The following is an 11,699-nucleotide window of genomic DNA, read 5'->3' as shown; positions in this document are numbered from 1 at the left end:
CACGTTTACGTGGGGCTTGGTGCGCTCGAACTTTTCTTTTGCCATTTTTTCGACTCCGAAAAAAACCAAATGCTAACGAGTTATCGGCGCAACCATCTAACACAGAAGCACCATCTAAATTGGTGCCCATGGGCAGGATCGAACTGCCGACCTCTCCCTTACCAAGGGAGTGCTCTACCACTGAGCCACATGGGCATAAGTTTGCGAATGCAAACTTATGAATCTTTGGAGCGGGAGACGGGAATCGAACCCGCGTCATTAGCTTGGAAGGCTAGGGTTCTACCATTGAACTACTCCCGCAAACCTATGGTTTGCGCGCTGCCATGCAGCACTAAATCTCCCACCCAATGAAAGGTGGTGGAGGGAACTGGATTCGAACCAGTGTAGGCGTAAGCCAACAGATTTACAGTCTGCCCCCTTTAGCCACTCGGGCATCCCTCCACAGAGATTTCTATTGTAGCAGATTTTTTTTGCTCTTAAAAATATTTTGAGTTTTTTTTCGACGCTTTAGGCTGGTGCGGCTGGCGGGGATCGAACCCACGACCCTTGGCTTCGGAGGCCAATACTCTATCCACTGAGCTACAGCCGCTACGACGCCCGCTGCACGCGAACTTCCAAAAAATCTACAGCTCAGATTCTAACCTGCACTTTTCATCCACTCAGGAAGATTACGAAAATTCTTTCTCAACATCGAACCCCAGTCCCTTGATGTAAGTATGAACCGCCAACATCCCCTCTTTTTCTAGATCAAATAATTGCTGCTCATGCAAAAGCCAAGACAGCAACACGCCATCAAATACAGCACGCAGACCACGCGCAGCACTGCTGGGTGATTGCTGCAACACGATCCCGGCATCTTTCGCTGCCAACTCTAGAAATACCTGGATGCGCAACGCGAACCTCTCCATATTTTCTATACGCCACGCACGCACCGCCTGCATCTCGCCTGCGTACTCCACCTTGTACAGCGCAATATCAAATACTCTCCGGGTCACAGGGTCTCTCACCACCTGGCGAAAAACCATTTCAAGCACCGCCGTCAATTGACGCAGCGCCCTTCCTTTTTGCTCACCAAGGGCACTGTCGAGCGCCGCTTCAAAGGGCAGCGCAGAGCGCGAAATCAAAGCACCGAACAAGTCCATCTTGTCTTTGAAGTGCCAATAAATCGCCCCCCTGGTAACAGATGCAGCAACTGCCACATCCGTCAAAGACGCCCCAGCCACGCCTTTTGCATAAAAAACCTCCAAGGCAGCATCCAGCAATTTATTGCGTGTTGCTTCCGCGTCTTCCTTTGTTCGTCTCGCCATTGGATCTCTTCGCTCCCTTTGCATGGCATCAAAAATGCATCTTCGTCTATAGCACCGCTACAATTAGCACCATATACATTCAGTATTGTATGTATATCCAAATTCTGAATAAACGCAGGCCTGATGGCTGACGCCAGCGTAATTTGTGCGCGTGTAGCGTTCGTTCAAACTCTTTAGAGCACCCGAAAGAAAAACATGACTCTCTTTAGTACCGCTCCAGCTAGCTCCTGGGCGCGCCTGATTCGTCCCGCTCCGATTGCGCTGGCTTGCGCACTTGTCTTGACTGCTTGCAGCAAAGATAACTCCAGCTCTACAACTACAGCTGCGCAAAAAGGTGCTCCACAAGTGCCGGTTGGCGTTATTACAGCCTCTTCCGGGGAAGTCGGGTTGCTCACTGAGCTGCCTGGCCGCGTTGAAGCTTCTCGTGTGGCACAAGTGCGCGCGCGCAGTGCAGGCATTTTGCAAAAACGCCTGTTCAAAGAAGGCTCTGATGTCAAGGCTGGCCAAGCCTTGTTCCAAATTGATGCTGCGCCCTATGAAGCATCCGCCCAGAGTGCACGCGCAAGCTTGGCGCGTGCTGAAGCCAACTTGGTACAGACCACTGCACAGCTGGAACGCTTTCGGCCATTGGTTGAAGCCAACGCCATCAGCAAGCAAGATTTTGTCAACGCCGAGTCCGCTCAGAAACAAGCACAAGCAGAGGTTGTGGCTGCCAAAGCAGCTGTCCGCACAGCAGACATCAACCTGGGGTACGCGAAAGTGACCGCGCCAATTTCTGGCCGCATCGGCCAAGCCTTGGTTACAGAAGGCGCTTTGGTTGGACAAGGAGAGGCCACTCCACTGGCTGTGATTCAGCAAATTGACCCCGTGTATGTGAATTTCACGCAATCCGCTACCGATGCATTCAAGCTACGCAAAGCCATGGATGAAGGTCTGCTGAAATCAGCGGCCCCACAAGCTGCAGAGGTACACGTTGTCTTGGATGACGGTTCTGAATACGGAACCGCAGGCAAGCTGTTATTCAGTGATTTGACCGTGGATCCGAGCACAGGCCAAGTCACTTTGCGCGCCGAAATCCCCAACCCGAAGGGACTTCTGTTACCAGGCCTTTATGTACGCATCCGCATGGAGCAAGCACAAGCTACCAACGCGATTACCGTACCTCAGCAAGCAGTCACACGCACGGAACAAGGTGACAGTGTCCGCGTCGTTTCCCCAGAAGGCCAAGTCAGCACACGCCCCGTCAAAGTCAGCATGGCCAGCGGCAATCGCTGGGTGATCCAAGAAGGCCTGAAAGATGGCGAACAAGTGATGGTGGACGGGTTCCAAAAGCTTCAGATGTTGCCACCGGGCACGCCCGTCAAAGCAGTGCCATGGACGCCTGCAGGCGCTTCTGCTGCACAAGCGCAACCTGCAGCAGCTGCACCGTCGACGTCCGAACCCAGCGCTCAAGCCAAGTAAATAAGGACTCTGTCACATGGCTAAATTTTTTATTGAGCGCCCCATCTTCGCGTGGGTGGTTGCGCTTTTCATCATGGTGGTAGGAGCCGTCTCCATCACCCAATTACCGATTGCGCAATACCCTCCGGTTGCACCCCCCGCCATTGTAGTGAGCGCGGTGTACCCCGGCGCCTCTGCACAGACCCTTGAAGACAGTGTGCTCTCTGTGATTGAGCGGGAGATGAACGGTGCGACTGGCCTGCTCTACATGGAGTCCGTTGCCCAATCCAACGGCACAGGCTCCGTCACCATCAGCTTTGAGCAAGGCACCGATCCAGAAATGGCCCAGGTGGACGTGCAAAACCGCTTGTCGCGCGCCACTCCTCGTTTGCCTTCGGCCGTCACGCAGCAAGGCGTCAAAGTTGACAAATCTGCCTCCAACTTTTTGCTGTTTTCGCTGCTGTCCTCATCCAACCCAGACTGGGATGTGGTGCGCATCGGCGACTATGCCTCGCGCAACGTAGTGCCGGAAATTCAGCGTATTGAGGGCATCGGCCAAGTTCAACTGTTTGGCTCCGAGCAAGCGATGCGCGTCTGGATTGACCCTGCCAAACTGGAAGGTTTCCAACTCTCCAGCGCCCAAGTCATCGCCGCGATTCGTGCACAAAACGCGCAAGTGTCATCCGGCGCTATCGGCGACCTGCCAGGCATCGCAGGGCAGGGCATTACGGCGACAGTGACCGTTCGCGGACAACTCTCTACCCCGGAAGAGTTTGGCAACATCATTTTGCGCGCCAACACGACGGGCGCCGCTGTACGCTTGAAAGACGTTGCCCGCATTGAAATTGGCGGTCAGACCTATGCAACCACTGCGCGTTTGAATGGCCAGCCTGCGGCGGGTATCGGTGTTCAACTCTCGCCATCGGGCAATGCTTTAGCGGCAGCCACGTCCGTACGCGCCAAGATGGAAGAGTTGTCAAAGTACTTCCCAGAAGGGATGACCTACTCCATCCCCTACGACAGCTCTAACTTCGTGAGCATCTCCATTACCAAGGTGGCACACACGCTGCTGGAAGCTGTGGCTTTGGTGTTCCTGGTGATGTTCCTGTTTCTGCAGAATTGGCGCTACACCATCATCCCCACGATTGTGGTCCCCATCGCTTTGCTGGGCACATTTGCCACGCTGCTGGCGCTGGGCTTTTCCATCAACGTGCTGACCATGTTTGGCATGGTGCTCGTGATTGGCATCGTCGTCGACGACGCGATTGTTGTGGTGGAAAACGTTGAGCGCATCATGAGCGAAGAAGGCCTTCCACCCAAGGAAGCCACACGCAAAGCCATGGGCCAAATCTCCGGGGCCATTATTGGCGTGACCGTGGTACTGATCTCCGTGTTTGTGCCACTGGCTTTTTTCTCTGGATCCACCGGCAATATTTACCGCCAATTTGCTACGGTGATGGTGGCGTCTATTGGCTTCTCCGCCTTTATGGCTTTGTCGCTGACACCCGCGTTGTGCGGCACCTTGCTCAAGCCCGTAGAAGCCGGCCACCACTTGGAAGGCAACGGCTTTTTTGCCTGGTTTAACCGAAATTTCGCCAAGGGCGCAAAACGCTATGAAAGCTTGGTGGGACGCATGCTTAACAAGGCTGCGCGCTACTTGGTAATTTATGCGGCCATCATTGCTGCCGTTGCGCTGCTTTACAACCGCTTGCCCACCTCTTTTCTTCCAGGAGAAGACCAAGGCACAGTGCTGGTGAACGTGCAGCTTCCTGCAGGTGCCACCGCCGAACGCACCGTGGAGGTCATGAAGCAAGTCGAAGGCTTTGTGCTCCAGCAGCCTGAAATAAGCAGCATGGTGAGCGTGATTGGCTTTAGCTTCTCTGGTCAAGGCCAAAACGCCGCACTGGCATTTATTACCCTCAAGGACTGGAACGAACGCAGCGCCCCTGGGCAGCACGCCGATGCCGTTGCAGGCCGCATCATGGGTGCCATGATGGGAGTGCGCGATGCCTTCATTTTCGCGCTCAGCCCCCCCCCTATTCCTGAACTTGGCGTGTCCTCAGGCTTTACGGTGCGCCTGCAAGACCGTGGCAGCTTAGGGCACGATGCCCTGGTGAGTGCCCGCAACATGTTCTTGGGCATGGCTGCTAAAAGCCCCATCTTGTCCCAAGTGCGTCCTGACGGCCTGGAAGATGCACCCCAAATCCGCATCGACATTGACCGCGACAAAGCCAATACCTTGGGTGTCGGTTTTGACAGCATCAATACCGCGCTGTCAACAGCCATGGGCTCTGCTTATGTGAACGACTTCCCCAATCGCGGACGACTGCAACGCGTGGTGGTACAGGCCGATGCCCCATCCCGCATGCAGCCCGCCGATTTGCTCAAGATCACCGCCCCTAATAGCAAGGGTGAGGCTGTTCCACTGTCCGCTTTTGCGACCGTGAACTGGGTCATTGGTGCACAGCAGACCGTACGCTACAACGGCTATCCGGCGATGAAGCTTTCCGGCGCTCCTGCAGCGGGCTACAGCACTGGCGAAGCCATGGCTGAAGTAGAGCGCATCGTTGCGCAATTGCCTGACGGCTTCGGCTTTGAATGGACGGGCCAGTCCTACGAAGAAAAGCAAGCAGGCTCCCAATCACTGATCTTGTACAGCTTTGCCATCTTGGCGGTTTTCCTGTGCTTGGCCGCGCTGTATGAAAGCTGGACGATCCCTCTCGCAGTGATTTTGGTCGTGCCGCTGGGCGTGATTGGCGTGTTGCTGGCTACTTGGATGCGCGGTTACGCAAACGACGTGTATTTCCAAGTCGGCTTGATCACGGTGATTGGCTTGTCGGCCAAGAATGCGATCTTGATTATTGAGTTCGCTAAAGACTTGCAGGCCGAAGGCAAAGGCATTATCGAAGCTGCCTTGGAAGCCGCCCACCTGCGCTTCCGCCCCATCATCATGACCTCCTTAGCGTTCGGCCTCGGCGTTGTGCCATTGGCGATTGCTACGGGCGCCAGCTCGGCCAGCCAGCGTGCAATCGGCACGGGCGTGCTGGGAGGCATGTTCACCGGCACCTTGCTGGCGGTCTTCTTTGTGCCCGTCTTCTTTGTCGTAGTACGCACGCTGTTTAGCGACAAGCGCGCCACTCCCCCTACCCCAACGCCCTCCGCTGGCACAGCAGGAGCGGACCACCATGCCTAAGCATTTATCTTTGATTGCCCTGGCCGCCGCTGCGGTCTTGTCTGGCTGCTCACTCATCCCCAACTATGAGCGCCCTGCCACTCCGATCCCTGCGGCTTATACCCAGGCTGCGGCGGAAGTTGCGGGCTCCGTCATCGCTTGGCGTGACTATTTCACCGACCCGCGCCTGCAGCAGCTGATTGACTTGGCTTTGGTCAACAACCGCGACCTGCGTATTGCCACACTGAATTTGGAGCAAGCCCGCGCCCAATTCCAGATTCAGCGCTCCGCGCTATTCCCTAGCGTTGGAGGCATCGCGTCGGCCAACCGTGGTAATAACCAAATCACCGGTGATCTGGGCAGCACCTTCACGGCAGGGCTGGCTATATCCGCCTGGGAAATTGATTTTTTCGGGCGTATCAACAGCCTCAAAGAAGCGGCTTTGGCTCAGTACCTTGCGACCGATGAAGGCCGTAAGGCTTACGAGCTCACGCTGGTTACCAGCGTGGCGCAAGGCTGGCTGACCTTGATTGCCGATGAGGAATTGCTGGACATTTCACGCCGCACCGTGGAGACGCGCAAAGAGTCCATCAAGCTGGCCAAGCTGCGCTTTGACGCAGGCTTTGCATCGGAACTCGACTACCGCCAAGCAGAGTCTCTGACCGAATCCGCGCTGGCCACCTTTGCACAGCAGCAACGCCAACGTGCCTTGGATGAAAACGCGCTGACGCTGTTGCTGGGCCAGCAAGTGCCCGCCGACATTTTGGCCAGCATCACCGGCACAAAGTTGGCCAACGTAGCGCCCATGGCAGACATCCCTGCTGGCCTGCCGTCTGACCTGCTGGTGCGCCGGCCGGACATCCGCGCAGCCGAGCAGCAGCTGATCTCCGCCAATGCCAACATTGGTGCAGCACGTGCCGCGTTCTTCCCCAGCATCTCGCTCACCGCACAGTACGGCAGCGTCAGCAATGAACTGTCCAATCTGTTCAAGTCTGGGACTTGGGGGTTTAACGTTGGGCCTACGCTCAATCTGCCCATCTTCACCGCTGGGCGCTTGAGCGCCAATCTGGCTTCTGCCAAAGCTGCGCGCGAAATCGCTGTGGCCCAGTATGAGAAGAGCATCCAGACAGGCTTCAAGGAAGTCTCAGACGCCCTGGCTGGCCGCACCACCTTGGCCGAGCAAGCACGCGCCCAAGCCGCACAGGCAGAGGCCGAGCGCAAGCGCTTTTACTTGTCGGATCTTCGTTACCGCAACGGCGTAGCCAGCTATCTGGATCTGCTGGATGCACAGCGCTCGCTGTTTGCACTGGAGCAAGCGGACGTTCAAGTGCGACTGGCACAGCAACTCAACCAAATCAATCTCTACAAAGCATTGGGTGGCGGCTGGTCAGAAGCCAGCCTTGGCAAGCAAGAAGTCACCAATCGTTGAGTTGCGTCAACTCTGTACCACAGTGCACGCCAAACGGCCGCTGTGGCACAGAGTAAAAAATAGGCGCTCGATATAATCCGCCGTTGGTTTTTCCCGCCCCCGATAACCAGAGGACGCCATGAGCGACAAGCACCACGAAGAAGGCCACACCGGCCCCATCAAGAACTCCAAGCAACTGCTGATTACGGTTGTACTCGCTTTCATCTTGCCCGTGATTTTGATCATCGGCCTGGTGAACTTTGTGGGCTCCGCCCCCAAAACGGGTGCGGGCGTTGGCATGCATGAGCTGGCCCAGGCACAGCGCATTCAAAAGATTGGCTCTATTGAAATTCGTGATGCCAACCGCCCTCTGCGGGGTGGTGAAGACGTATACAAGGGCCAGTGCGCGGCATGCCACGCAACAGGCGTGTCTGGCGCACCCAAGTTTGGTGATGCTGCGGCATGGGCCCCCCGTTTGGGCCAAGGGTTTGAAGCCCTGGTGCAATCGGCACTGAAGGGCAAGAACGCCATGGCCCCCCAAGGCGGTGGCGAATTCAATGATCTGGAAATCTCCCGCGCCGTGGCTTTCATGGCGAACGCTGGGGGTGCCAACTTCCCCGAGCCACAGCCTGAAGCCAAAGAGGGCGACGCCAAGTAAAAGGCTGCCAATCCACGAAAAAAGGACCCTCTGGGTCCTTTTTTGTATGCGTGATGCGTGGCCTTGCTGGCACTAAACCTGCGCCTGGACCTGCTGCGGGCTGCGCACAAAACCAAAACGCTGAGGCAAATCTGCCGCTGCAACATCCTCCAGCTGCCAGACCCCAGCCTCTACGGCATCTGCCGCATGCACTACGTCTTGGGTGTGCACGATGCCCAGCACGCCATCGCATTGCAGGTACACATGGCCGTGCTCATCCATCAAGCATTGTTGTACCTGCTGCACAGGCTGACCCGTGTGCGCGACCACGGAGGCACCTGCATGCACACGCCACACCATGGGTGCGCTTTCTAATTCCACATAGACACGTTGTGGGCCATTCTGAAAAAACCAATGGCCCTGGGCAGTGGCTTCGTAATTGCGGCCAATAAACGCCAGCAGCTTCTCGTGCTCCAGGCGGCTGCCTTTGCTGTGGGGAAACAGCCCCTGCGCTTGGGCGTCCCCATCGCGCAGCCACCAATTGCCGCGCATGTCCAGCCCCAGCCAGCCCCAGCAGTCAGGCACATTGGGCCACTTGGCCAATGCTTGTTTTACGATGTCATCCATACCCACCTACCTTTGGTATTTGTCACGATGTAGCGCGCAAAGATAACCGCAACCCGCCTTGCTTTGCACGTCGTTGCCCTACATATTGCTACCATACCGGGCCCGCACAATACGGCCCATAGATCACACCAAGACAAGGGATTGAACATGAAGCGCCTGCTTGCGATTTTGCTCATGGCCACGGCACTCACGGGCTGCGGCTACAACGATTTCCAGCGCTTGGACGAAGACACCAAATCCAAATGGAGCGAGGTACTCAACCAGTACCAGCGCCGAGCAGACTTGGTGCCCAACATCGTGGCATCGGTCAAGGGAGAAGCCAACTTTGAGCAAGAAACGCTGACCAAGGTGATTGAGGCACGCTCCAAAGCCACGTCGATCCAAGCCACCCCGGAGTTGATCAACGATCCCGCTGCCTTTGACAAATTTCAGCAAGCGCAAGGCGAGCTCTCCAGCGCCCTGTCACGCTTGATGGTGGTGGCTGAGCAATACCCGCAACTGCAAGCCAACCAAGCCTTCCGTGACTTGCGCGTCACGCTGGAAGGCACGGAAAACCGCATCACCGTGGCCCGCAATGCCTACATCCAATCGGTGCAGCAATACAACGTGCTCGCGCGCAGCTTTCCCACCAACCTGACAGGCATGGTGTTTGGCTACAAGGCCAAGCCCAATTTCACCGTGCAAAACGAAGCAGAGATTGCGCGCCCACCAACCGTGGACTTTGGCAGCAAATAAAGCCCGACGGCCTGGGGTGGCCGCCTTCCTTTTCAGGAACAAAATATGGCTTTTACGCACATCTGGCAAGCGCTAGCAGCTCTCTTTCTTGCATTTTTTTGGCCTGCGCACATGGCACTTGCGCAGCCCTTGCTGCCGGTGCCTGCGCTCACGGCACGCCTGATTGACCAAACGCACACCCTCACTGCGCAGCAGGCCACCACCATCGAGTCACGCCTGCGTGCCATTGAGGAAAAATCAGGCTCTCAGATCGTGGTGTTGATGGTGCCCACCACCGCGCCGGAAGACATTGCACCCTACGCACACCGCGTGGCCAGCACATGGAAGATTGGCCGCAAAGACGTGGGCGATGGCCTGCTGGTGGTGATCGCCAAAGATGACCGCCGCATGCGCATGGAAGTGGCCCGTGCCCTGGAAGGCGCCATTCCTGATTTGGCGGCATCACGCATCATTGAGCAGCAAATGGCGCCGCATTTTCGTCAAAACGACTATGCCGCAGGCATTTTGGCGGCCCTCGACCAGATCGCCGCACGGATTGCCGGTGAGCAGTTACCGGCGCCCTCTGCACCCGCCAGCAACAAGGTGGCAGGTGTGGGCCTGGAGGGCGCAGCCATCTTTCTGTTTTTTGGAGTGATGGTGATTGGCCCCATCATCCGCCGTATTTTCGGCAACAAACTCGGCTCGCTCATCGTGGGCGGCGGCGCAGGTGTCTTGGCTTTCATACTGACTGCCAGCATCTTGCTGGCCTTGGTGGCCGCAGTGGTGGCACTGCTGGTCACCTTGCTGGCCAACAGCTCCAGCGGTGGTGGTGGCCCCTATATAGGTGGTGGAGGCTCTGGTGGTGGCGGATTTGGCGGCGGCGGTGGTTTCAGCGCTGGCGGCGGTGGCAGTTTTGGGGGCGGCGGCGCCTCAGGGAGTTGGTAGTTCATGGCAACACTGATGCAAAAACTCGCACGCCTGTGGCGCCACCGCTGGAGCGAGGGCCAGGTACACCGCACCTTTCCGCCCGAAGTCTTGCTACGTCTAGAACGTGCTGTGACCGCCAGCGAGTCTTTGCATACCGGGCAAATTCGCCTGTGCGTGGAAGGTGGCCTGCCCTACAGCTACATCTGGCGCGGAGCCAGTGCACGCGAACGCGCAGTGGCCCTGTTTGGCAAACTGCGCATATGGGACACCGCGCACAACAACGGCGTGCTGATTTATCTGCTGCTGGCCGACCATGCGATTGAAATCATTGCGGACCGTGCTGCAGCACGGGCCGTTCCTCAATCCACCTGGGATGCCTTGGTGCAAGACATGCAGCAATCTTTTCAAAACCATGCCTACGCCGACGGCATGGAGCGCACGCTGCAACGCGTATCTGAGCTACTGGCCGAACATTTCCCGCGCGATACCCACAGCGCACGTACAACCGCTGCGGATGAATTGCCGGATGCACCCGTGGTGCTAGGGCGTTTTTTCAAAGACCGGTAAGTTCTTTTCACAACAGCGGCTGCATCCACTTACCAACCGCGCCCAAACCTGATGCTTGCGCATTTGCTTGGTGCAAACCTGCAAAGAATTTTGCAGAAAACCGCACTCAAACCTGCAGCGCAGGCAACCAGTCACGCCCCCACGGGGAATGCAGCCACACAAACGCAGTCACGTTCAGCCCAACCGTCAACCAGAAAATGCTTCGAAATTGCGCCTTGCTGCTTTTATGGCGCAACCACTGCTGCGCCAAGAGTGCGCCTGGCCAACCACCCAGCACAGCCAAGCTGTGCAAAGTCGACTCGGGCGTGCGCCAATGGCCAGCCTGGGCAGCCACTTTGTCTTTCCAGTAGGCGAAAAAAGCGATCAGGCTCATCACCGCATACAGCGAAGCCACCCAGCGCGGAACGCCCCACAGCAACGCCACCAGCAGAAACACTGCAATAAAAGCAAATATCGACAAGTAAGTGCCCGCTGCGTTACTAGGACTCACAGATTCGCTACGTCGGCTACCCTGCGGTGCAGGCGCAGCAGCACGCCGTGACACTTTTGTACCGGTCGAGCGAACGCCTTGCCGCCACACCACTTGCTGGGCCCGCTTTTTCCCGTTGTCTATCCCTACCGCAAACTCCACACGCTGCCCCACATACGGCCGCGCTGGGGGCATGGGCTTTGGCTGAAATGCGCTGATGTGGACAAACATACGCTCACCACCTGCATCGGCCTGAATAAAGCCGAAGCCACGTTGATCGTTCCACTCCACCAAGGTACCGAGATAGGGCATATGTACTTAGAAAATGAGAGCGGCTTGCGCTTGCTCGGCCTTTATTTCAGCGATTTACAAAGCCAAATACTCTGTAAACGCTGCGCCAATAGCTTTGATTGTTGATTTCCATCCAGAAG

10 protein-coding genes and 4 tRNA genes are annotated in these 11,699 nt (G+C 56.8%); 7 read left to right on the top strand and 7 right to left on the bottom strand.

Annotation, left to right across the window (positions count from 1 at the left end):
- Window positions 1–120: 120 nt before the first annotated feature.
- The 5 genes from B3R00_RS14060 to B3R00_RS14040 form a co-directional block, all read right to left on the bottom strand.
- Window positions 121–195, bottom strand: a tRNA-Thr gene (locus B3R00_RS14060).
- Window positions 196–226: 31 nt separating this feature from the next.
- A tRNA-Gly gene (locus tag B3R00_RS14055) sits at window positions 227–300 on the bottom strand.
- 55 nt (window positions 301–355) lie between these two features.
- Window positions 356–441, bottom strand: a tRNA-Tyr gene (locus tag B3R00_RS14050).
- A gap of 72 nt (window positions 442–513) precedes the next feature.
- Window positions 514–589 (bottom strand) — tRNA-Arg (locus B3R00_RS14045).
- Between the two features lie 79 nt (window positions 590–668).
- Window positions 669–1,307: a TetR family transcriptional regulator gene (locus tag B3R00_RS14040; RefSeq protein WP_286999535.1), complete on the bottom strand. Its 639-nt coding sequence runs from the start codon at window positions 1,305–1,307 to the stop codon at window positions 669–671.
- A 195-nt stretch (window positions 1,308–1,502) separates the two neighbouring features.
- On the opposite strand from B3R00_RS14040, the gene B3R00_RS14035 reads away from it, so the two are divergent.
- From B3R00_RS14035 to B3R00_RS14020, 4 genes are all read left to right on the top strand, one after another.
- Window positions 1,503–2,768, top strand: a complete 1,266-nt coding sequence (locus B3R00_RS14035; protein ID WP_286999534.1) for an efflux RND transporter periplasmic adaptor subunit — start codon at window positions 1,503–1,505, stop codon at window positions 2,766–2,768.
- A gap of 16 nt (window positions 2,769–2,784) precedes the next feature.
- Entirely contained in the window at window positions 2,785–5,940 is a 3,156-nt protein-coding gene (locus tag B3R00_RS14030; protein ID WP_286999533.1) for an efflux RND transporter permease subunit, read from the top strand.
- The gene (locus B3R00_RS14025) at window positions 5,933–7,348 is read left to right on the top strand and encodes an efflux transporter outer membrane subunit (RefSeq protein WP_286999532.1); all 1,416 of its coding nucleotides are present in this window, start codon (window positions 5,933–5,935) and stop codon (window positions 7,346–7,348) included. Before B3R00_RS14030 ends, B3R00_RS14025 begins: the two co-directional genes overlap by 8 nt.
- Before the next feature lie 118 nt (window positions 7,349–7,466).
- Window positions 7,467–7,985 (top strand): c-type cytochrome, encoded by a 519-nt coding sequence (locus tag B3R00_RS14020; RefSeq protein ID WP_219163539.1) that lies wholly within the window; start codon window positions 7,467–7,469, stop codon window positions 7,983–7,985.
- A 72-nt stretch (window positions 7,986–8,057) separates the two neighbouring features.
- On the opposite strand, the gene B3R00_RS14015 is transcribed toward B3R00_RS14020, so the two are convergent.
- Complete coding sequence (locus B3R00_RS14015) at window positions 8,058–8,591, bottom strand: DUF2946 family protein (RefSeq protein WP_286999531.1); 534 nt, start codon at window positions 8,589–8,591, stop codon at window positions 8,058–8,060.
- A 147-nt stretch (window positions 8,592–8,738) separates the two neighbouring features.
- Between B3R00_RS14015 and B3R00_RS14010 the strand changes: the two genes are divergently transcribed.
- The 3 genes from B3R00_RS14010 to B3R00_RS14000 are packed head-to-tail and all read left to right on the top strand — an operon-like array spanning window position 8,739 to window position 10,799.
- Entirely contained in the window at window positions 8,739–9,326 is a 588-nt protein-coding gene (locus tag B3R00_RS14010) for a LemA family protein (RefSeq protein ID WP_219163537.1), read from the top strand.
- 45 nt (window positions 9,327–9,371) lie between these two features.
- Window positions 9,372–10,250: a TPM domain-containing protein gene (locus B3R00_RS14005; RefSeq protein WP_376747707.1), complete on the top strand. Its 879-nt coding sequence runs from the start codon at window positions 9,372–9,374 to the stop codon at window positions 10,248–10,250.
- Between the two features lie 3 nt (window positions 10,251–10,253).
- Complete coding sequence (locus B3R00_RS14000) at window positions 10,254–10,799, top strand: TPM domain-containing protein (protein WP_286999529.1); 546 nt, start codon at window positions 10,254–10,256, stop codon at window positions 10,797–10,799.
- A 106-nt stretch (window positions 10,800–10,905) separates the two neighbouring features.
- Here B3R00_RS14000 and B3R00_RS13995 read toward each other — a convergent pair whose 3' ends face one another.
- Window positions 10,906–11,580, bottom strand: coding sequence for a cold shock and DUF1294 domain-containing protein (locus tag B3R00_RS13995; RefSeq protein ID WP_286999528.1), 675 nt, complete (start codon window positions 11,578–11,580; stop codon window positions 10,906–10,908).
- Window positions 11,581–11,699 lie beyond the last annotated feature (119 nt).

Origin of the sequence: Comamonas sp. UBA7840, assembly GCF_002501455.1 — a bacterium.
Taxonomy (GTDB): Bacteria; Pseudomonadota; Gammaproteobacteria; order Burkholderiales; family Burkholderiaceae_C; genus Comamonas; species Comamonas jiangduensis.
Note: the sequence above shows the minus strand (reverse complement) of the source record. Positions and strands in the feature narration are given on the sequence as shown.